The sequence below is a fragment of the Psychrobacter sp. PAMC 21119 genome, assembly GCF_000247495.1.
In the GTDB taxonomy this organism is placed as follows: domain Bacteria; phylum Pseudomonadota; class Gammaproteobacteria; order Pseudomonadales; family Moraxellaceae; genus Psychrobacter; species Psychrobacter glaciei.
In genome coordinates, this window is sequence record NZ_AHVZ01000011.1 from 171634 (window position 1) to 192800 (window position 21167).

At 42.1% G+C, this 21167-nt stretch carries 21 protein-coding genes; 13 read left to right on the top strand and 8 right to left on the bottom strand.

Going from position 1 to position 21167, the window contains the following annotated elements; translation table 11 throughout:
- Positions 1–27: 27 nt before the first annotated feature.
- The 3 genes from pheS to rpmI form a co-directional block, all read right to left on the bottom strand.
- Positions 28–1083 (bottom strand): phenylalanine--tRNA ligase subunit alpha, encoded by a 1056-nt coding sequence (pheS, locus tag RH96_RS04615; protein ID WP_010197863.1) that lies wholly within the window; start codon positions 1081–1083, stop codon positions 28–30.
- 433 nt (positions 1084–1516) lie between these two features.
- Positions 1517–1873 (bottom strand): 50S ribosomal protein L20, encoded by a 357-nt coding sequence (rplT, locus tag RH96_RS04620; RefSeq protein ID WP_010197865.1) that lies wholly within the window; start codon positions 1871–1873, stop codon positions 1517–1519.
- 150 nt (positions 1874–2023) lie between these two features.
- Positions 2024–2221: a 50S ribosomal protein L35 gene (rpmI, locus tag RH96_RS04625; protein WP_010197866.1), complete on the bottom strand. Its 198-nt coding sequence runs from the start codon at positions 2219–2221 to the stop codon at positions 2024–2026.
- 655 nt (positions 2222–2876) lie between these two features.
- Here rpmI and RH96_RS04630 point away from each other — a divergent pair.
- The 7 genes from RH96_RS04630 (at position 2877) to RH96_RS04660 (ending at position 9479) form a co-directional block, all read left to right on the top strand.
- Complete coding sequence (locus RH96_RS04630; RefSeq protein WP_010197869.1) at positions 2877–3320, top strand: thioesterase family protein; 444 nt, start codon at positions 2877–2879, stop codon at positions 3318–3320.
- Positions 3321–3372: 52 nt separating this feature from the next.
- Positions 3373–4236 (top strand): bifunctional phosphoribosyl-AMP cyclohydrolase/phosphoribosyl-ATP diphosphatase HisIE, encoded by an 864-nt coding sequence (gene hisIE, locus RH96_RS04635; RefSeq protein WP_010197871.1) that lies wholly within the window; start codon positions 3373–3375, stop codon positions 4234–4236.
- A 230-nt stretch (positions 4237–4466) separates the two neighbouring features.
- Positions 4467–4736 carry a Sec-independent protein translocase subunit TatA gene (gene tatA / locus RH96_RS04640; protein WP_010197877.1) on the top strand — a complete coding sequence of 90 codons (270 nt, stop codon included), beginning with the start codon at positions 4467–4469 and terminating at the stop codon, positions 4734–4736.
- A 62-nt stretch (positions 4737–4798) separates the two neighbouring features.
- Entirely contained in the window at positions 4799–5509 is a 711-nt protein-coding gene (gene tatB, locus RH96_RS04645) for a Sec-independent protein translocase protein TatB (RefSeq protein ID WP_010197882.1), read from the top strand.
- Positions 5509–6366, top strand: coding sequence for a twin-arginine translocase subunit TatC (gene tatC / locus RH96_RS04650; protein WP_010197884.1), 858 nt, complete (start codon positions 5509–5511; stop codon positions 6364–6366). The genes tatB and tatC overlap by 1 nt, the downstream gene beginning before the upstream one ends.
- A gap of 515 nt (positions 6367–6881) precedes the next feature.
- Positions 6882–8381, top strand: coding sequence for a UvrD-helicase domain-containing protein (locus RH96_RS04655; RefSeq protein WP_010197889.1), 1500 nt, complete (start codon positions 6882–6884; stop codon positions 8379–8381).
- Positions 8382–8459: 78 nt separating this feature from the next.
- Positions 8460–9479, top strand: a complete 1020-nt coding sequence (locus RH96_RS04660) for a tRNA dihydrouridine synthase (protein WP_010197891.1) — start codon at positions 8460–8462, stop codon at positions 9477–9479.
- A 48-nt stretch (positions 9480–9527) separates the two neighbouring features.
- Here the strand turns inward: RH96_RS04660 and RH96_RS04665 are convergent, their stop codons facing one another.
- Positions 9528–9953, bottom strand: coding sequence for an MAPEG family protein (locus RH96_RS04665; protein WP_010197893.1), 426 nt, complete (start codon positions 9951–9953; stop codon positions 9528–9530).
- 14 nt (positions 9954–9967) lie between these two features.
- Positions 9968–10381: an OsmC family protein gene (locus RH96_RS04670; protein ID WP_010197896.1), complete on the bottom strand. Its 414-nt coding sequence runs from the start codon at positions 10379–10381 to the stop codon at positions 9968–9970.
- Positions 10382–10920: 539 nt separating this feature from the next.
- Here RH96_RS04670 and RH96_RS04675 point away from each other — a divergent pair.
- Complete coding sequence (locus RH96_RS04675) at positions 10921–11442, top strand: RNA pyrophosphohydrolase (protein ID WP_026037137.1); 522 nt, start codon at positions 10921–10923, stop codon at positions 11440–11442.
- Between the two features lie 70 nt (positions 11443–11512).
- Here the strand turns inward: RH96_RS04675 and RH96_RS04680 are convergent, their stop codons facing one another.
- Positions 11513–12346, bottom strand: coding sequence for an NRDE family protein (locus tag RH96_RS04680; protein WP_010197909.1), 834 nt, complete (start codon positions 12344–12346; stop codon positions 11513–11515).
- A gap of 309 nt (positions 12347–12655) precedes the next feature.
- Here RH96_RS04680 and lgt point away from each other — a divergent pair, with 309 nt between their 5' ends.
- The 4 genes from lgt to RH96_RS04700 all read left to right on the top strand — a co-directional run bounded on the left by lgt (position 12656) and on the right by RH96_RS04700 (position 16434).
- Positions 12656–13540 (top strand): prolipoprotein diacylglyceryl transferase, encoded by an 885-nt coding sequence (lgt, locus tag RH96_RS04685; protein WP_010197913.1) that lies wholly within the window; start codon positions 12656–12658, stop codon positions 13538–13540.
- 63 nt (positions 13541–13603) lie between these two features.
- Positions 13604–14464 (top strand): thymidylate synthase, encoded by an 861-nt coding sequence (locus RH96_RS04690; protein WP_010197915.1) that lies wholly within the window; start codon positions 13604–13606, stop codon positions 14462–14464.
- 64 nt (positions 14465–14528) lie between these two features.
- Positions 14529–15101, top strand: coding sequence for a dihydrofolate reductase (locus RH96_RS04695; protein ID WP_010197916.1), 573 nt, complete (start codon positions 14529–14531; stop codon positions 15099–15101).
- A 13-nt stretch (positions 15102–15114) separates the two neighbouring features.
- Positions 15115–16434, top strand: coding sequence for a DUF723 domain-containing protein (locus tag RH96_RS04700; RefSeq protein ID WP_010197919.1), 1320 nt, complete (start codon positions 15115–15117; stop codon positions 16432–16434).
- A gap of 79 nt (positions 16435–16513) precedes the next feature.
- Here the strand turns inward: RH96_RS04700 and uvrC are convergent, their stop codons facing one another.
- Complete coding sequence (uvrC, locus tag RH96_RS04705; RefSeq protein ID WP_010197921.1) at positions 16514–18358, bottom strand: excinuclease ABC subunit UvrC; 1845 nt, start codon at positions 18356–18358, stop codon at positions 16514–16516.
- A gap of 153 nt (positions 18359–18511) precedes the next feature.
- Positions 18512–20038 (bottom strand): DUF3360 family protein, encoded by a 1527-nt coding sequence (locus tag RH96_RS04710; RefSeq protein WP_010197923.1) that lies wholly within the window; start codon positions 20036–20038, stop codon positions 18512–18514.
- Positions 20039–20556: 518 nt separating this feature from the next.
- Here RH96_RS04710 and RH96_RS04715 point away from each other — a divergent pair.
- Entirely contained in the window at positions 20557–21120 is a 564-nt protein-coding gene (locus RH96_RS04715; protein ID WP_010197925.1) for a DUF4442 domain-containing protein, read from the top strand.
- The last annotated feature ends 47 nt before the right edge of the window (positions 21121–21167 follow it).

Consider the following 21167-nt stretch of genomic DNA (forward strand, 5'->3'; position numbering starts at 1 on the left):
TAACCTGTTATATCAACGAGGGAAACGCTAGCCAAACTGTTTTAAGAAGCGTACGTCGTTTTGGAAAAACAGGCGCAAATCATCAATACCATAATAGAGCATCGCAAAGCGCTCAATACCCATACCAAAGGCAAAGCCCGTATATTTTTCGGCATCAATACCGCAGTTGGTCAGCACTTGTGGATGCACCATACCGCAGCCCATGACTTCAAGCCATTTGCCATTGTCATCTAAAATATCTACTTCAGCAGAAGGCTCAGTGAATGGGAAAAATGACGGACGGAAACGAACGGTTAATTCTTTGGCAAAGAAAGCTTCTAAGAACTCACTAATCAAGCCTTTTAGCTCAGCAAAGGTACTCGACTCAGTAACCATCAGCCCTTCTAACTGATGGAACATCGGCGAATGGGTTTGGTCTGAATCGTTGCGATAGACGCGACCGGGACAAATAATACGAATTGGTGGCTCATTCTTTTCCATGGTGCGAATTTGCACTGGACTGGTGTGCGTACGCAACAAATAATGCGCATCAAAGTAGAATGTATCGTGCATCGCGCGTGCAGGATGATGCGATGGGATATTTAGTGCTTCAAAGTTATAGTAATCGCTCTCAACTTCAGGGCCGGTGGCGACGTTAAAACCTGCTTGTATAAAATACTGCTGCATACGCTGGGTAATCATGGTCATTGGATGCAAATGGCCTTTTTGACCACCGCGAGCAGGCAACGTAATATCAATGCTCTCGCTTGCAAGCTTGGCGTTTAATGCCGCGACTTCCAGCTGCTGCTGCTGATTGGTCAACGATTCTTGAATACGGCTCCGCACTTGATGTAACCAGCCGCCGTAAGTTTTTTTATCATCAGCACTGAGCTTACCCATCTGCTTCGACCAGCCGGTTAATGGGCTCTTTTTGCCAGTCAATTGCACACGCAACTCTTGCAGCACACGCGCATCAGTTACTTGTAAGATTAAAGATTCAGCAGCACTGGCAAATTCAGTTAGCTGAGCTTCATTAAGCTCATTGAGCTCTGAAGACAAGGTCGGTAGCGCCGACAAATCGTTGGTGGCAACAGGGGTAGTCATAAGACGCATCATTCCTGATTTAAACAGACTATTAATTGTAGGGATTTGACCAAATATTGCAAATCATTTACCCAGTTACTTTTTTTTAGTTATTCGTATTTAGTTACTTTCAATTAGTTACTTTTAATTAGTTATTTTTAATTAACTACTTTTGTTTCGCTAATTGTACCTAACTACTTTCGAATAACAAAAAATAAATACCAGTTATATGAATGGCTTGAATATTTAGACGATTAAATGTGCAATATCACGAAAAGCACAAGAAGCTTAAGCATTAATAAAATTAGCCGTAAAATAATTTAATATAAAAAAAGCCACCGACCAGCGGTAGCTTCTATTAATATCGACCTATTAATCAATATTAGTCCTATTCGTTTAGATGCTTAATTAGATAAGCGTTATATCTATTTAATATCTAAAGGATAGTTAATATTTATGCTAGTTCCGCTTTTGCTTTTTCGACCAAGGCTGTGAAAGTCGCTGCATCATGCATAGCGATGTCAGCAAGTACGCGACGATCGATTGAGATGTTGGCTTTTTTCATACCATTGATAAAGCGGCTATAGCTTAAGCCGTTTAAGCGTGCACCAGCATTGATACGTGCAATCCAAAGACGACGGAAGGTACGTTTTTTGTTGCGACGGTCACGATAAGCATATTGACCAGCTTTGGTCACTGCTTGTACCGCTACGCGGTAAACACGTGAACGGGCACCGTAGTAGCCTTTTGCGCGCTTTAAGATTTTTTTGTGACGACGATTCGCCTGTACACCACGTTTTACACGGGCCATAAATTACTCCAAGATATTGTTAATCATTATTAAACGAATCACGATGTCATCGAATAGTAGACATCGTTATCAAATTGCAAGGTCAAATATTTTTAACTAAGTAGCTATAAATTAAACAGCGCTTGATTAAATACATATGACGATAGGCTATTAGATGTATGGGCACATACGACGAACTGCTGCTTCGTCAGACTTGTCCACCATCTTAAGACCGCGCAACTGGCGAATACGCTTAGCTGATTTCTTGGTCAAGATATGGCTTTTGTTTGCTTGCTTACGCTTGAAGCCGTTTGCTGTTTTTTTGAAGCGTTTAGCTGCACCGCTTCTGGTTTTCATCTTAACTTTCATGATGATTTGCCTCTTTGTCTTTAATAGAACCTGGTCGTCAAATAGTTAAAATGAATAGTGGCTTTAAAAACAACCACTAAACCTCTATTTGCCTCGAGGTGGGAGGCGCTATTTTAGCAGATAGTGTGCTATTTTGCCAAGTAAAGTTTCAGCCCTCTCCTAATACACAATTTATGCTTGTCATTCGTATTAACAAAAGTACATGTTCTAGCCGTTTTAAGCTTCATAGAGGCCTCTCTTTTTTAGCCATCATTAATTTATAAGATAAAATAGCGCTAATAATCATGCAGCACACTTAATTATTTACCATAAACCAGACACAAGGGTTCAGCGCTCTTTACCTCATTTCATATTTGTTGCTGGATGAAGACTCATGTCAGGTACTATTGCATGATGTTCGATAGCACCATACATTACTGAAATCTCTATAAAGCTTCATAAACCACGAATTTTTTGTAAATAGATTGAATCTCGGTTTAAGCTGTGCTTAAGTAGAGACTGAGCGTCGCTACATTTTAAGTGCCAATAAACAACGCCAATTACTGCATCTACTAACCGTAGATCATACGATGCATGTTGATTTTTAACTATTCGGCTAGCTTGCCAATCGCTCAACAGAACAACTGATTATGGACAATCACTCTAGGAGACGACGTTGTCAAACCAAGAACTAGACTTTGATGACGGAATATTTGTGTTTGAAACGGTGATGCGGGTGCGCAATACCGAAATTGATATGGGTCAGCATTTAGCACTGCAATCATTGACAGCCCTACTGACTGAAGCAATGCAACGCTTTTTATACTCTAAAGGGATTAAAGAGATCAATGCCGATCATCAAGGCTTGATTATTAATAAGCTACAGCTGAGCATTTTTAGCTGTGTACGGGCGCGTGAAGAGCTTCTGTTTGAGGTCGGCGTTGAGCCATTATGTGATAATGGTGGCAATATTGTGTTTCAAGCCATGCGTATGCACAATGGCGAAATAGTGGCAAAGGCAAGGCAGCATTTTGTCAATTATGATTTTCGCCTAAATAAAATAACCACGCTGGATAACACGATTAAGAAAGCCTTATATCCCCATTTATTCGAGCTTTAACTTTTCTTACTGACTAATGACCACTTCCTAATTATAAGACGATAGACAGATTATGACTTTACCTGCTTGGCTAACTGCCATAAAGTTTAACGCTGATGGTTTGATTCCTGCGATTGCTCAAGATCACGAGTCAGGGCGCATTTTGATGATGGCCTGGATGAGTGCTGAAGCACTTCAGTTAACAGCACAAACAAAAACTGCCGTGTATTTTTCGCGCTCACGTGCCAAGCTATGGCATAAGGGCGAGTCATCGGGTCATACTCAGACCGTACATGATATTCGCTTGGACTGTGATGCAGACGTGATTGTACTTAGTGTCACTCAGGCTGGCGGTATCGCTTGCCATACTGGTCGTGAATCTTGCTTCTATCAGCGTTTAGATTTGTCCGGCCAAACGCCTGAATGGCAAACCGTCGATAAGGTATTAAAAGACCCTGCTGATATTTATCAATCTTCTGAAGCTTCTGGCTCTACTCCTCACAGCCATAATACTGATACAAACGATGCTATGAATGCGGATAGTACGAATAACGCAGTTGAAAATCATAATACCGCAACGGGTAACACCTCCATTTTACAGCAGCTTGATAACGTATTGGCAGAGCGCAAACAAGCGGATGCCGATAGCTCTTATGTGGCAAGCTTATATGCAAAAGGGTTGAATAAAATCCTAGAAAAAGTGGGCGAAGAGAGTACAGAAAGCATTATCGCTGCCAAAGACTTTGCCAATTGCGATGAGACAACTAACAAAGCACAATATGACGAGGCTCGTCATGAGCTCATTTATGAGGTTGCCGATGTCTGGTTTCATACGTTGGTGGGGCTAGCGTGGTTCGATATAGAGTCGGATGCTGTGTTAAACGAGCTGGGACGTCGCTTTGGGCTATCAGGCATCGAAGAAAAGGCCTCGCGATAAATTGTGACACGATAAAGTTAATCCAGTAAAGATGACGGGCGAAATCGTAAAACAAATCTCTACTTGTTTTGATTATGATTGCTTTCACCTTTTTGTCACAATGGCAGGTTATAATATAGCTCTTTTAGCTTCGCATCTTTTATCTATATTTTTTGTTTAACAGATCAATATTCTATAAAATAAAAGCATTCATATATAGATATTACAATCAAGACATTAAGGATATCATTATGGGCAGTTTTTCCATTACACATTGGCTGATATTATTGGTGGTAGTGGTGGTCGTATTTGGCACCTCAAAACTTAGAAATGCGGGCAAGGATTTGGGCGGTGCCGTCAAAGGCTTTAAAGAAGCGGTCAAAGATGAGAATACCGAACATGCCAAAAAGCATGTGGTTCTCGACCATGATGGCAATGCACACCCAACAGATCACGCGGCAACCAGTAAGGTGCAGGATAGTGATATCAATACTGCACCTGTTGACGATAAGCACCATTGATAATACCGAGTATAGTGCTGGGTATGATACTGCTGGCATCTAGATAGTGATAATCAACCATTATGTTTGATATTGGGTTTTCTGAATTACTCCTCTTTGGCGTCATTGCCTTAATTGTCTTGGGCCCAGAAAAACTGCCACAAGCAGCACGTACTGCTGGGCAGTGGTATGCTAAAATTCGCCGTACAGTCTCTACCCTACAGTCTGAAATAGAGGCTGAGCTAGACCTAGCTGAAACACGGCAACAAATGCAAAAAGAGCTGGCTAAAATTCGTGAAACTGAGGCAGAAATGCGGCGTGAGATGGCAGAAATGCGCGGCAGTATGCAGGAGTTTGAGTCTTCACAAAACCAGACTCTGAAAGCCACGCATGATCTAGACGCTGACCATCGCAATAATAAAACAAGCAATAATCAGCAAGATGCTAGCGATCAAAAAAACACGCCACCTGTCACGCCAAAGGCGTTTGACTACGCCTACGAGCAGGACGAAAAATTAGCAGATTCTGAGCAATTATTGAAATATGGTACTGACGACGAAACCTCAAAAACTGCCTCTAGTGATAATATTCAACCCATTACTCAACCAACTGCTCAAATCATCACCACCAAACCGTGGGAAAATATGTGGTTCCGTCTGGGCGCTTATGATAAAGCGCGTCGTTTGCCGCAGCCGCCCTATTTGCCGAATTACAAAGCGGATAGATTATTAAACAGCCCTTTAGATCTTTCTTCAAAAACACAGGCTTCTGTCAATAAGCAGGAGACTGATTGATGAATTTATTTAAGCGCAAAAAAAGTCGTCAAGAAAAAATTGCCGATGCAGATTTAGAGAAAGTAACTGAGACAGCCAGTAACGAGAAATCTGGCGATATATTAAGTTCATTGGCTGATATGCCCATCACTGAGCACTTGATTGAGCTACGTTCGCATCTGATCAAAATATGCGTGGCAGTGTTGGTCATATTTTTAGCCTTGGCTGGATTCTCACGCGAGCTCTATAATTTCTTATCTGATCCATTGGTCGCGCAGCTACCCGCCAATTCGACGATGATTGCCACGGATATCACCTCTAACTTTATGGCACCGATACGCCTGACTGTCTTTGTCGCTGCCTTCTTTGCCATGCCTTATATTTTGTACCAAATTTGGTCTTTTGTCGCACCTGGGTTATATAAAAAAGAGAAAAAAATCGCTATCCCTGTGCTGATGTCATCTATCTTTTTGTTTTATGCGGGCGTGGCTTTTTCTTACTTTATCGTGCTGAAAGGCGTCTTAAAATTCTTTATCATGTTTGCCCCGCAGAACGTCTTGCCAATGACGGATATCGATAGCTATTTAAGCTTTGCGCTTAAACTATTTATGGTGTTTGGCCTGACTTTTGAGATTCCCGTCGTCACCTTACTATTGATATTGGTGGGGATTGTCTCCATTCAGACTCTAGAAGATAAACGTCGTTATATTATCGTTGGTTGTTTTGCTGTGTCTGCAGTCGTCACACCACCCGATGGCGTGTCGATGTTATTACTCGCCATCCCTATGTGGCTATTGTTTGAGCTGGGTCTGTTATTAGCAAAGATCTTAATCAAAGAAAAGTCTAGTCCTGATTTGGCAGCCGTAGATAAAGAGTAAAAAAACTATATTCGCTATGTTTTGACGCATCAATAAATGCTCGTGTTTTTATTGGCAATTATTTTTGACTTTCCTCTATCTTATTTATTAGCTTAGGGCGTGTCTTCATTTCAAAAATGGTGATAAAAATGAGATAAATTGCCGTCAAACAAGAAAAATAGTGCAGATAATATCGAGATATTAACCAGCTATTTGACGATGTTTGGCAAGATTTAGCCATTTTTAGCCCATTCAGATGACTATCGAGTGAATTGAAGACACGCCCTAGTATAGTCAGTTCAAAAAAAATGGATACATAACTAGTTAAGTGCAACTGGTATAAATTTTCCTTGCTTGCTGCTATCACAGAGGCTACGAAAAATTCATCTCAGTCGCACTGTATCTGTTTTAAAGTGAATTCACTATAGTTATTAGCCTTACTAAGCGTCATCATTGTTCGCCAGCCATTGCTTATCCAGTGGCTTTTTTTACCCCCATCGTTTTTACTCACTTTTAGTCTTTTAGGTAGCTTTATTATGTCCGCATCTATGCCAGCTTATATGAGCGACCCCACTGATGAGCAGCTGAGCGCGCTTAATATGGCGATGGATCACAAATCATTTAAAGTGGTCGCTTATGCGGGTGCCGGTAAAACCACGACGCTAAAACTAATCGGTGAGCGCCTACGTGGACGCGGCTTATATTTAGCCTTTAACAAAACAATTGCCAATGACGCTCGTTCAAAGTTTCCATCCCATGTGGAATGTCGCACCTTTCACTCGCTTGCTTATCGGCATGTCGCGCGTGATATCACGGCAAAACTATCCTTGCCACGCTTTTCACCCAAGCGTCTTGGTGATGACTTGGGATTGCAACCGGTACAAGTACGCCGGCAAATGGATGGCATTAATAAATACATTACGCTCACGCCTGCGAGATTAGCTCGATTCGTTAGTGACGCAGTCAGCAACTTTTGTAGTACACATGCCAGCTATCCAGCACCAAGGCATATATTGTTTCCGAGTTGGCTCGATGAGTCTGATGCAGAGCAATTACGTGAGATGCTATACCCTGCCGTGGAGCAACGCTGGCTACAGTCGATTGATGCACGTCACCCTGCTGGCATCGGGCATGATATTTATCTCAAACTTTGGGCGCTATCTAAGCCAAGCATTCCAGCAGATTTTATCTTGTTTGATGAAGCGCAAGATGCTGACCCATTGATGATGGGAATTTTGACGCAGCAACCACGGCAAGTCATTTATGTCGGCGATGCGCACCAGCAGATTTACGAGTGGCGCGGCGCAGTTAATGCGATGAAAAAGCTGCCATTGCCGCAAACCTTATTGACGCAGTCTTTTCGCTTTGGCGAACCGATTGCTGAGGTTGCCAACACTTTGCTCAAAGCATTGCAAGAAGAGGTACCATTAAAAGGCAATCCTAACAAGCAGTCTTCTACTGAAAAAGGTATGGTTCATAGTAAAAAAGATGCCATTCTATGCCGCACCAATGCCGCTGCGATGTCGCAATTATTGACTGGACTTAAGCTAGGACACCGCGTGGCATTGCAAGCCGATACCGAGCGTATGCTGAAATTCTGTCAGGCCGCCGAAAACTTAAAAAATGGCAAATCGGCGTATGGTGTGCCAGAGCTGGCATATTTCTATAACTGGTCTGATGTACAAGAATATGCTGAAACCAATGAAGGCAGCGATCTCAAAACTCTGGTCAAGTTGGTCGATGACCATGGCACCAATGTATTAAGCCAAGCAGTTAATAGTTTGACCAGCATCGAAAATGCCGACTACGTTATCTCAACGGCTCACAAAGCCAAAGGGCTTGAATGGGGAAAGGTACAGTTAGATGATGATTTTTATTATGATGTCACCACCAATGCGATCAAGATAAGCCCAGAAGAATTGCGTTTGCTCTACGTTGCTTGTACACGTGCGCAGAGTAATTTGGACATCCATAATATCAAAGACTTGATATCAGGCTTACAGACAGGCAAAAAAGTGATTTTTGGCAATACTTAATTTTCCTCTTCCTAGTTGTCAATTTGAATTCCTAGTCTACCTTTCTTTATAACGACCTTTTAGCAGTGAATAACAAGCATGAATAATAGTCAGCAACTTCAAGCACGTCAAAACACCATCCGTCAGTTATTTGCCAATCCTGTCCGCTTACTTGCGCCAATGGAAGGACTGACCGACCCATTAATGCGACAAATCCTAACGCAGATTGCGGCAGATTTAGGTCGTCCCTATGATTGGTCAGTTAGCGAGTTTATCCGCGTGACCCAACACGTCTTGCCAGCGCATGTATTTTATAAATACGTTCCAGAGTTGCGTCATGATGCCAAGACTGCCTGTGGCACACCGATTCATTTGCAACTTTTAGGCAGTGAAGCGCAACTCATGGCAGACAATGCGGCATATGCCTGTGCGCTTGGTGCACCTGCCATTGATATCAATTTTGGTTGCCCTGCTAAAACGGTAAACAGCCATCGTGGTGGTTCGGTACTATTGGATGAACCCGAAACCATGTATCAAATTATCAGTGCGGTGCGTCAAGTGGTTCCTGCCGACATTCCAGTCTCGGCTAAGATACGTTTAGGCTATACCGATACCAGTCGCATGGATGATATTCGCGGCGCGATTAACGACAGTGGTGCTGATTGGCTGACCATTCATGCACGAACCAAAACCCAAGGATATAAGCCGCCAGCCTATTGGGACAAGATTCAAAGCTTTAATGCGCTTGATATTCCCGTCATTGCCAACGGCGAAATATGGAATGCAGAGCATGCACAGAACTGTATGACGCAAGCAGGTACAGAGCATTTGATGTTGGGTCGCGGCGCAGTCACTCGTCCCGACTTAATTGCACAGGTTGATGCCAATATCGATGATGCAGAAACGTTGACTGTTTTAACATGGGAAGATTTAATTGCACATCAGATAAAATTTTTGGAAGGTCAGGCTAAAACTGAAGTGATATTGGTTGGTCGTTACAAGCAGTGGTTAGCGATGCTCACCAAAGGTTATAGCGAGGCAAAAATATTATGGGACAGTATCAAACGAGAAAAAAATAAAGCAGTTATCATTAGTGCACTACGAATGAGTGTACGATAATCATAACTGCCTCTCTCTCAAACTGGCACCTTAACGAAACAAATAACGCTAAACACTCACTCGAATAGCTAGATAGAATAGCATCAAAGAACAAGCCATCGATAACGCCCAAAGGATAGAACGAAACATTGCCAAATTAGTAATATAAGCCACGCAAAAACCGATACGAATCAACACATATAGCCAAGCCAATACATTGATAATCGATTGCGGCACAAAGAATAGCATCGCTGTTATTACTGCGGCCAAAAATATAGGCAAAGTCTCATAGCTGTTTTGCTGTGCAGCATTAGCTCGTGCTGCAACCCCTGTCGCATGCTGAAAAAAATCACGTGGATGCGCATTATTTCTGAACTTAAAGCCGCCAGATGCTTTTGCAACTATTGATACCGCCCATGGCAATAAGCTTGCTACCACCATCGCCCAGATCGCTGACGCTGCTGTATCAGGGATTAACCCAAAAAATACATTCATTGTTCTATTTGCCCCTACCCTGCAATCACTTCAAAATCGTGGGTAATATTCACCCCACCTTGTACCAACATTCTACTGGCAGAGCAGTATTTTTCTGCTGATAAATGAATGGCCTTCTCAACCTGCTTGTCTTTGATATCTTGCCCTGTCACAACAAAGTGCATGTGGATATCGGTATATACTGCTGGTACAGTTTCGGCACGCTGCGCGGTCAGCTCACAACGCACGTCTGTCACCTCTTGGCGTGACTTTTGTAAAATCGCTACCACATCGTAGCTCGCACAGCCACCCAGCCCTAGTAAGATCAGCTCCATCGGGCTTGAACCTTTTTCTTTATCAGCATCTATTTGTACATTATGTCCTGATGGTGACACGCCCATAAAGGCTTTGTTCTCTTGCCATGTGACGCTTGCTTTTGACTCTGACATTGTAGATGTTCCTTATTTTAATTGGTGTATTGCCTATTTTTTATTGTTTGAAAGATATGCTGCTTGGCTAGTGTAGCATAAGCCAAAGCGAGATTTTATACAGCCATTGTCTTAGGGTACGCCCTCCATTCGATCGATAATGATCTAAATGAATTCAAAGCGAGTACACGCCCTAGATTATTCTTGTCAGATTATCGCCATGGGCGCTCGGTGGTCTGTTTTCGAGGGTGCACTTTCGCTAGCCAGACTTTCAGCCTTATACTGAACACAGTTTTTTTACTGTGACCTAAGTTTGTCTTCATGATCCCTAAAATTGGCTTACAAAAATCCATTTATAACTAACTGATTTTAAAGGACTAAACTCGTGAAACATTTTATAGCAAAATACTGTTACACATTTTGCTTGTTTCTTGGTTTAATAACGGTAATGAATCTTATTTTTGCCTGATATCGATAACAGTCACCCTATAATAATTATGATTGCTGTCACGGTGTTATGTGGGAATAAGCTATTTTTAGACATATTAAAAGGTTTAGTCATGATAGATGCAGACGGCTTTCGCGCCAATGTCGGTATCATCTTGGCAAATACACAAGGGCAAGTTCTGTGGGCAAAACGCATTGGTCACAACGCTTGGCAATTTCCGCAGGGCGGCATCGACCGTGGAGAGACGCCGATGGATGCGATGTATCGCGAACTCTGGGAAGAGGTCGGTTTACATCCACGTCATGTGGACTTATTGGCAGTTACGCAAGATTGGTTGCGCTATCGCCTGCCAAAACGCTATGTCCGTCATGGACAGCACCCTTTATGTATTGGGCAAAAACAAAAGTGGTTTTTGCTGCGCTTAGATGAGCCAAATACTCAACACATCCGCTTTGATGCGGGAAAACCGGAATTTGACCATTGGCAATGGGTCAGCTACTGGTATCCACTCGGACAAGTGATTCACTTTAAACGCGGAGTATATCGTCGCGCCTTGCAAGAACTGGCACGCGAACTACCACTTAGACAAGAGCTTATTATTCCTGAGCAAGACAATCACTTGTTAATGGAGTAGTTAGACAGTTTAATACAAAACACATGCTCACATTGATATCTAAAAAACGTAGATATTAATGTGAGCATTTTTATTTGGGATTTGCAGGATGATTGCATTTATGGCTGATAAGTTCAGCAAGGATTTGTTTGTCTGATGTCCTATTTTGGCGTAAGGTTAAAATACTTTGAGTCCGTGTTCCGTAAGTGGGTTTGCTGGTTTCAGTATTGCCAAAAGCAACAGGCTCAATATAAACAGACGACAAGGTTTGCTCAATCTCAGTGCTCATACCCGTCTCTGGTAGTTGGTCCACTGGTGCTTTCGTATTATCTGACAATACATTAAAAGCAGCCTCTTGCCAGTACTTAGGCGAGCTGTCCTCAGCAATCAAGGGTAGCACTTCTTGCCGCAGCCTGCCACGTAGACGCTCGGTTTTAAACCAACTGTCCTCTGGCTGACCATTAGAGATGACATGAAGTCCTGCATGTAATGGTGTGGGTGCATGACCGCGATTATTAACGATAACGGCTTGTGCCGTATCACCAATAATAAGATTGAACCCAGCATAATCTTGCAGATTAATACTTCGGGCAAAATCCATCGGGCTTAAATCTCCTGTTAAAAACTCAGTCACGAGCGCACCGCGTGAGCGCTCATCACTGCTTGCTTGCACACCATCACGAAAGTTCAATACCGCAGCCCAACGTCCATTCTGCTCATGATATTCTGGATTTTGTGCATGTGTTTCTTGCTGATGAATGCCTAGCCATGTACCACCGCTTTGCTTATCACGGCCAGCATAAATAGGCTGATCAGACCATTGATGTAGCGGCTCAGTTGGACGCTGCAAAAACTCATCACGATTAGACAATAATACCAATGGCAACTCATCAAATAACTGCCAAGCAATGGCGACGATACACATAGCATTCCTTTTATAATAATTTTCTGTTGTACAAGTACTTGTTAGCAAAGGTAAAAGACCTCGTTTAAGGTTTTATTTGCTAATCAGGTCTCATCAGCCGTTATTTCTGATTTTTGTCACTCAAAAGCGGTGGCGTTGATAAATATAGATGCATGATGATTCCTCAGAAATTAATGCGATTTTTTCATCTTATCGGTTTTTTTATCGCTTTGCTATTCATTCAATCATCCATTCACTCATCATAGTATTCGCAAGGGACGAATTTTGCTATTATAGTCAGCACTTTATTATCAATATTATGATGCCCTTATGATGATTCATCCTCAGTACGATCCTGTAGCATTAGCAATTGGACCCGTCGAAGTCCATTGGTATGGGCTGATGTATTTACTGGCATTTGCCGCCGCTTTCGGTCTGGCATGGTATCGCAGCAGCAAACGCGATAACTGGACCACTGATATGGTCTCTGACTTAGTATTTTTTGGTGCACTCGGCGTCATTTTGGGCGGCCGTGTCGGCTATGTCTTGTTCTATCAGTTTGGTGAATTGCTACAAAATCCAGCCTATCTCTTCAAAGTCTGGGAAGGCGGTATGTCATTCCATGGCGGCTTGATCGGCGTCATGCTTGGTATGCTATATTTTGCTCGTAAGTATAAAAAGACACCATTCCAAGTACTAGATTTTGTCGTGCCATGCGTACCGACGGGTTTATTGTTTGGCCGCATTGGCAATTATATCAATGGTGAGCTGTGGGGGCGTGTCTCTGATGGCGGCTATAATTGGTTGACGTACTTCCCGCAAGCCGCATCTTTCGATATGCAGCAGTTACAGACGAATCCTGAGCTGCAAGAGCTAATGACCGAAGTCAATGGTCAGTATCTATTACCTCGTCATCCTTCACAGCTATATGAAGCGCTTGCTGAAGGTCTATTGCTGTTCTTATTCTTATGGTGGTATTCATCGAAACCCCGCCCTCGTATGGCAGCGACAGGTATTTTCATGTTGGGTTATGGCTTTAGCCGTTTCATTATTGAATTCTTTCGTCAGCCAGACATCGACCAAGGATTCATCCTATTAGGCTGGATGACCAAAGGGCAAATACTAAGCGCACCGATGATAATCATTGGCTTTGTCTTGCTAATTTATGCCTACAAACGCGGCATCTATGACTGGGGTAAGCAAGCTGCTTATTAAGCAGTATTTTTAGTCGAGTATCGGTTTTGACAATGCATTTTAATAATGCAAAAGAGTATTTTTATGATCAATAACAATAATGAGCAGGGCTATTTAGACTTGCTCAAACACGTTTTGACCACAGGCACTGAAAAAGGCGATCGTACTGGAACTGGTACGCTCAGCCACTTTGGCGCGCAGCTACGCTTTGACTTAGCGTCAGGGTTTCCGCTATTGACCACCAAAAAAGTCCACTTTAAATCCATCGCCTATGAGCTATTTTGGTTTTTAAGTGGTAGTACTCACGTTGACTATTTACAAGCCAATGGCGTACGCATTTGGAATGAATGGGCTACTGCAGAGCAGACGGCTCGTTTTAATCGTCCTGCTGGTGACTTGGGCCCTGTTTATGGTCATCAATGGCGCAATTATGGCGCAACTAAAGATGAAGACGGCAATTACCATGCTGATGGTGTCGATCAAATCACCCAAGTTATCGAACAAATAAAAACCAACCCCAATTCACGCCGCTTAATCGTGTCTGGTTGGAACCCTGGCGAAGCAGATCAAGTTGCCTTACCGCCTTGTCATACTATGTTTCAATTCTTTGTCGCAGACAATAAACTGTCGTGCCAGCTCTATCAGCGCTCAGCAGATTTATTTCTAGGGGTGCCGTTTAACATTGCCAGCTATGCCCTGCTTACCCATATGATCGCGCAAATTTGTGGTCTAGAAGTAGGCGAATTCATCTGGACAGGTGGTGATTGCCATATCTATCAAAACCATCGTGAGCAGGTTGAGTTACAGTTGACACGTTCGCTATATACACTGCCAACGTTGACGCTTAACCCTGAGGTTAATGATATTTTTGCTTTTAAATATGAAGACATTAGCGTTGATAGCTATGAATCACATCCCGCTATCAAAGCAAAAGTTGCGGTATAGCATCTGTCTGATTGACTGATTCAAATAAGATTAGCATTGTAAAAGATAATAAAAAGGATACGTTATGAGTTATGCCCACACCGAAGTCGCCCAAATCGCTGCTATCAGTAGTAACCGCTGTATCGGTAAAGACAATGCGCTGCCGTGGCATATCTCGGCAGATTTGCAGCATTTCAAAAAGATGACAACCAAAGATAGTGATGGTGCTATTAAAGGTATCGTCATTATGGGCCGCAAGACCTTTGAATCGATGGGCAGTAAACCGTTGCCAAATCGAGTAAGCTTTATCATCAGTACTCAGATGGATTATGCTGAACAAAAAGGCCTCGTCGGTAAGACCAATGCTTATGTCACGCATAACCTAGATGATGCTCTCACACAAGCGGCCAGTCTGGCGCATGGCGCACATCTGGATACGATTTGGGTCATTGGCGGCGAGCGCGTTTTTAGCGATGCATTGATGTATACCGACCGTATTGAACTGACCCATGTAGACACCGAAATTACCGATGGTGATGCATTCTATCCTGAATTGCCAAGTGAATTTGAAGTAGCAGAAGAGTCTGAGCAGATCCACGATGAAAAGAGTGCGTTAGATTTTAAATTTGTGACTTATCAGAGAGAAACTAAAAATTAAGAATAGAATTTTTATGGCCAAGTATACTACGCAGCAGATAGTAACGCAGTTCATAAAAGTGCATGAAGATACTTACGACTACTCACAAGTAGATTATATTCACAGCCAAACCAAAGTTAAGATCATTTGTAGGGTTCACGGCATTTTTGAGCAATTGGTTGGTATGCACAGAAAAGGTCAAGGCTGTGCGAAATGTATGTACGATGAAAAAAGAAGCAACCTAACAGATGTAATAGAAAAATTTAGAATTGAGCATGGCGATAAATACGACTATAGCCTTGTTAATTATATGAATGCAGATACAAAAGTTAAAATATTGTGCAGATTACATGGAGTTTTTAAACAGACACCTTATCATCACGCTACTGGTAATGGTTGCCCAAAATGTGTTGGAAAAAATAAATCTCAAGAAGATATGATTGAATTGTTTAGCCAAGCGCATGGAAGTAAGTACGATTACTCAAAAGTTAAATATGTCAAAGCTAACGATAAGGTAGAAATAATATGTCTAGAGCATGGTTCGTTCTATCAAACACCGATAGGTCATGCTTCTGGAAAAGGTTGCATTAAATGCTCTAACACTTACCAGTACAGCACTAGCGAAATTATTGAAAAGTTCATTAATGTTCACGGTGATAAATATAATTACGACCTTGTAGATTATAAAAACAGCCATGAAAAAGTAAAAATAATCTGTAGTAATCATGGAATCTTTACACAAACATCAGGCAGCCATTTAGCGGGTAATGGCTGCTCAAAATGTGCTAGTAATTATCAGTATGATACAGATCATATTATCAGTCAGTTTAAAAGTGTACACGGCAATACTTATGATTATTCAAAAGTTAGCTATAACGGTATTTTTCAGCCAGTTAAAATAATTTGCAAGATCCATGGTTTGTTTTCACAAGTCTCTAAAGTTCATAGGAGTGGTAGTGGTTGCCCTGATTGTGCTATCACAATAGGCCATACTAAAAACAACTACGTTAGTTATTGTAATAAAACAGATGGAAAAACCCATTTATATCTTATTAAGTGCAAAGGTAATAGTGAACTATTTTATAAAGTGGGTATAGCTAAAAGGGGCGCAAAAGATAGGTTCAACTCAAAAGGCAAGCTACCTTATGACTTTGAAATAATCAAACAAACTTATGGTGCAGCAAGCTTTGTATGGGATTTAGAGAAATCAGTACACAGTATGATGACTAATATTAGATATAAACCTAAATTACGATTCAATGGCGATAGTGAATGCTTCTCAGAAGCACCCGACCATATCATAAAGTTATTCGATGAACTCAATAACTCAGAACAACTTATGTTTTTAATTTAATTTATAATAATAACTCTATAAGCTTACTTCCAATGAATGCAGTCAAGTATAGAGATGAGTTAGCTCATCAAATATAATTCTACTCATGCAAAACCTTATAAACCGTCTTTGCCAACACCGGACCAATACCTTGCACGCCTGCCAGCTCTTGCTGAGACGCACCAAGCAATTGCTGCATACCACCAAAGTGATTAAGCAAATCACGACGGCGCTTTTCGCCCAGTCCTGGTATCACTTCTAGCACTGATGATGAACGACGCTTATCACGCTTTTTACGGTGCGCTGTAATCGCAAAACGATGCGCCTCATCGCGAATATGCATCAATAAATGCAGCGCTTTACTATCCATTGGTAGATCTAGCGGCTCGTGGTCAATAAAGTGCAATACTTCAAGCCCAGCCTTGCGCCCTTCCCCTTTTGCCACACTAATGAGCAAAGTGTCACCCAGAATACCCAACTCAGTCAATACTTCTTTGGCAATACCAAGCTGACCTTTACCACCATCGATGAGCAACAGATCCGGCAACGGCTGCTTTTTATAACGCCGTGTCAGTACTTGTTTCATCGCTGCATAGTCATCACCACCTACGATGTCATGGATAGCATATTGACGATAATCACGGCGACGCGAGCCACCTTGGTCAAATACCACGCAACTACCAATGGTCGCTTCACCCATCGTATGTGAGATATCAAAACACTCAATCCGATCAATGGTTCGCTCAGTGACATCGGCCAATACATCTTTTAGTGCATCAAAGCGTGCATGCAACTCTAAATAATCGCCCAGCTTGGTTTTTAGCGCGTTATTAGTGTTCAGTTTTGCCAAATCCAGCCACTCTGCACGATGTTCACGTACATTAGTTTTGATGATAACTTTACTACCAAAATGCGTCGCCAAGGCTTCACTCACTGCCACTTGATCCGGTAACTCATGAGTTAGCATGATTTCTGCGGGCAAGTCATCGGTTACTTGAAAATAGAAAGAAGTAATAAAAGCAGATAAATTATCTGCGAGCGATTCACTGCTGTCGACATCAGGGAAGTAATTTTTACCACCCAGTACGCGCCCGCCACGTACGGTCAGTACGTTGACACACGTCATGCCTGCCTGACTGGCAATTGCAATCACATCGGCCTCGCCTTGCACAGTATAGACAGCTTGCTTGGCCTGCACTTCACGCAGCATAGAGAGCTGATCCCGATAAAATACCGCTTTTTCAAAATCTAATTCTTCAGCTGATGCTTCCATCTTTTCAATCAGCGTGGTGTGAATATCGCTAGAGTCACCCTTCAAAAACCGAATCGTATTGTTGACATCTTCTGCATACTCTTCTGCTGATACCAAGCCGACACAGGGCGCACGGCAGCGTTTAATTTGATACTCAAGACAAGGACGTTTACGCTGCTTAAAAAAGGTATTGGTACATTGACGCATTTGAAACATTTTTTGCATCAGCACCAGTGTCTCTTTTGCTGCATGAGCAGATGGAAAAGGCCCAAAGAATCGACCTTTTTGATGATTGCCTTTGCCGCGACCATACGCCAATCTTGGATAAGGCTTGTCGGCTGAGATAAACACATAGAGGTAAGATTTATCATCCCGTAGCAACACATTATAAGGAGGACGATATTCTTTAATCAGGTTTTGCTCGAGCAATAGTGCTTCTGTCTCACTGCGTGTGATGATGGTCTCAATATTATGAATTCGCGCCACTAATGCTCGTGTCTTTGGATGATCGATCGTCTTTGCAAAGTAGCTGTTTACGCGGCTTTTCAGTGATTTAGCCTTGCCAACGTATAAGATATCACCGTTTTTCCCCAGCATTTTATACACGCCTGGCAAATTTGGTAGGCGCTGAATTAAATGCTTAAGACGGGCTTTTTTATCATCGATAGGGCTCGATTCTGAGACATTAACCATAGAATTCATTGCTCTTAAAAGTCTTATAATACTGCTAGTTATGGGGCGGGAGTCATTGTTTTACAAGCTAATTATTATCATAGGATCACCCAAAAAAAAGCCAGCTTTCGCTGACTTAGTTTGTTCTATTATCGTTTATTCAGCAACATACTACTAATGACGGAAGTTAGCCATTAAAGCTGGGATGCCTGGCAACATACCAACGATAGCCATCACGCCAGTCAATACCACAAACATAATACCCGGTATGATCCAGCGGCTCATTTTAGTCAAATTGGCACTACGTTCTTTAGAGCCAATCAAGCCCAAGTTATCGAGCAACAATGTGAGTGACCAACCAAAAGCAGGATTTACCAGTGCGGAAGCAAACACCACAATCGCAGCAGACTGGGTCGTTTTTCCTTCGCGAGTCATCTCCATGCCAGCTTCAAGCAGTGGGATAAATACCCCAACGATCAATGCCACACACATCACTGGCTGCCAGATGGCCAAATCCATTGGATAGCCCCAAACCCCTGCGATAATACAGAACAATGCCGTCAATAAGGCACCGGCAGGTATCGGACGTTTGGCAATCGCTGCTGGGACAATATAGGTGCCCCACGATGACGCAAAGTTAGCACCGCCCAATACAGAGCCGACGACCTGACGAAATGAGGCACTGGTCATTGTGTCATCGATATCCATGAGTACCTTTTCAGTACGTTTAGGATAGCTGATTTTTTGAAAGACCTGATGGCCTAAAAAATCTGGTGACCACATAGCAACTGCCAAAATAGCAAATGGCAGTACAATAATAAAGCTCTCAACTGTCGGTAATCCTAGCATCCAACCAGTATTTTCACCCCACCAATACATCGGGTTCATATTCGGCAGACCTGGTGCGGTTTTAAATTCAAAGGGCGCGCCCAATGCAAAGGCAAGACCACCACCTAAGACACAGCTTAGCGGTACAGCGAGCCAGCGTTTTTGCCAGTGCTCAAGTAATGCATATAACAGGATAGTAGCCAGAATAATAAAAAAGGCAATATGCGACATGCCGATACTCTCTGACCATGCAAACAAGTTTTTAACCTGTGAGGTCGTTCCGATAAACCCTAAGTAAATCAAGAGGCCACCGCACACACCTTTACTGGTTAAATTGGCCAGCAAGCTTCCCCCTTTGCTAATAGCAAGCAGTAAGCCGAAAGCACCGATGAGCAGACCAAACGCCATTGGGTGGCCACCAGCAGCTACAACAATAGGAATAAGGGGAATAAGGGGGCCGTGAGTACCTGCGAGGTTGGCTGTCGGGAGCAGAAAGCCTGAAAATAAGATAATAAAAAATGAAACAATTAATAGCTCATAACGAACGTTTTCTAAAACAAACGCATCGCCCAAACCAAGTGGACCTGCAAATGTTGCAGCAATCGCACCTACCATAACCACTTTGCCAATCGTTGCGGCCATTGCAGGAATAGTGTCTTCGTATTCAAAGCGATAATCACGAAACGGTAAATTGGGACGCCAGCGTTTGGGCTGCATGATTTGCAATTCATGATTCAGATAATCATCACGACTATCAAAGCTTGAACTTGGCTTGTGCAAATCGACATAGCTACCTGATGACTCTGTGTCGTAATCTGACGGGTTTGACGGCTGTTGATTAGACCCTGGAGAAGGGATCTGAGTGTTACTCATCACATTTCCTTGTGTCGACTGAGGCTTTGGTTAACTGATAATTTAATAGTGAAACTTTATGTGACTAAAGCGTTCATTAAAAATTGCAGGCTATTGTATGACATGAGAACTTGAAATGCGAACTTAGAACCATTTAAAGATACTGTATATCTCATTATAATATATAAATTAAAGTTTCTATTTAGCACGACATTGAACTTAATAGGAAACCATGAGGAAAAAACACATCTAATATAGGCTTTAAATTAAAATAAATGATCTTTTTCTTAACAATCATCTATATCTGGACATTTTTTATCACATAACTAAATACTAAAGATAATTATACTAAATAGGTTATGGTAACTTTAAAGTAACCATAGAAAATCCATGTCAGTTACGCTTTAAGGCTAGCGGTCTTGGTGTTTTTTACTTATGATAAATATCCCCTAATGATTATGCTCAATACAAATATCTTTTAAATAATCAGCTGTATTAAAGCAAATAGAAAAACTTAGAAGCAATAACAGGATAAGTTCATGCGTTTACTACCACCCAATTTTGAGACATTAAAACGTCGGGCTAAACAAAGCATCATGCCATTACTGACACCACATTTACTTAAGCTACGCATCAATACCTATGCGCCTTATGTCGGTGCAGGTATCAAAATCGATCATATCAATCTGGATCAAGGTCTGTGCGTTGTCAGTATGGGACTTAATGCTTTGAACAAAAATATCGTCGGCACTCAGTTTGGTGGTAGTTTATATTCGATGGTTGATCCATTTTATATGATTATGCTCATGCACCAGTTAGGTAGCAGCTATGTTGTATGGGACAAAAGCTCACATATCGACTTTGTCGCGCCGGGTAACAGTAAAGTGATCACTCGGATGAAAATCCCCAGTGCTGAAATCATCACTATTCAAGAACTGGCCAAAGATGGTGATGCGGTCTTTCGTGAATATCAGGCCGATATCTTCGATGATCAGCAAAAACTGATCGCCACTGTCACCAAAACTATCTACATCCGACTGCGTAAGTACAGCAAATCTAAAGACCAAAGTAGTCGTATAGATAATTTTGATGATGAAGGTTAAAGCGTACTGAACATGTCATTTTCAATTAAAATTTAAGACCACACATA

Coding starts and splice junctions, on each gene's coding strand:
- tatA (WP_010197877.1), top strand. CDS start 4,467: ATGGGCAGTTTTTCCATTACACATTGGCTGATATTATTGGTGGTAGTG.
- RH96_RS04690 (WP_010197915.1), top strand. CDS start 13,604: ATGATCAATAACAATAATGAGCAGGGCTATTTAGACTTGCTCAAACAC.
- lgt (WP_010197913.1), top strand. CDS start 12,656: ATGATGATTCATCCTCAGTACGATCCTGTAGCATTAGCAATTGGACCC.
- uvrC (WP_010197921.1), bottom strand. CDS start 18,358: ATGGTTAATGTCTCAGAATCGAGCCCTATCGATGATAAAAAAGCCCGT.
- RH96_RS04665 (WP_010197893.1), bottom strand. CDS start 9,953: ATGAATGTATTTTTTGGGTTAATCCCTGATACAGCAGCGTCAGCGATC.
- RH96_RS04700 (WP_010197919.1), top strand. CDS start 15,115: ATGGCCAAGTATACTACGCAGCAGATAGTAACGCAGTTCATAAAAGTG.
- RH96_RS04660 (WP_010197891.1), top strand. CDS start 8,460: ATGAATAATAGTCAGCAACTTCAAGCACGTCAAAACACCATCCGTCAG.
- rplT (WP_010197865.1), bottom strand. CDS start 1,873: ATGGCCCGTGTAAAACGTGGTGTACAGGCGAATCGTCGTCACAAAAAA.
- RH96_RS04655 (WP_010197889.1), top strand. CDS start 6,882: ATGTCCGCATCTATGCCAGCTTATATGAGCGACCCCACTGATGAGCAG.
- tatB (WP_010197882.1), top strand. CDS start 4,799: ATGTTTGATATTGGGTTTTCTGAATTACTCCTCTTTGGCGTCATTGCC.
- tatC (WP_010197884.1), top strand. CDS start 5,509: ATGAATTTATTTAAGCGCAAAAAAAGTCGTCAAGAAAAAATTGCCGAT.
- RH96_RS04695 (WP_010197916.1), top strand. CDS start 14,529: ATGAGTTATGCCCACACCGAAGTCGCCCAAATCGCTGCTATCAGTAGT.
- pheS (WP_010197863.1), bottom strand. CDS start 1,083: ATGACTACCCCTGTTGCCACCAACGATTTGTCGGCGCTACCGACCTTG.
- rpmI (WP_010197866.1), bottom strand. CDS start 2,221: ATGAAAGTTAAGATGAAAACCAGAAGCGGTGCAGCTAAACGCTTCAAA.
- RH96_RS04675 (WP_026037137.1), top strand. CDS start 10,921: ATGATAGATGCAGACGGCTTTCGCGCCAATGTCGGTATCATCTTGGCA.
- RH96_RS04710 (WP_010197923.1), bottom strand. CDS start 20,038: ATGAGTAACACTCAGATCCCTTCTCCAGGGTCTAATCAACAGCCGTCA.
- hisIE (WP_010197871.1), top strand. CDS start 3,373: ATGACTTTACCTGCTTGGCTAACTGCCATAAAGTTTAACGCTGATGGT.
- RH96_RS04715 (WP_010197925.1), top strand. CDS start 20,557: ATGCGTTTACTACCACCCAATTTTGAGACATTAAAACGTCGGGCTAAA.
- RH96_RS04680 (WP_010197909.1), bottom strand. CDS start 12,346: ATGTGTATCGTCGCCATTGCTTGGCAGTTATTTGATGAGTTGCCATTG.
- RH96_RS04670 (WP_010197896.1), bottom strand. CDS start 10,381: ATGTCAGAGTCAAAAGCAAGCGTCACATGGCAAGAGAACAAAGCCTTT.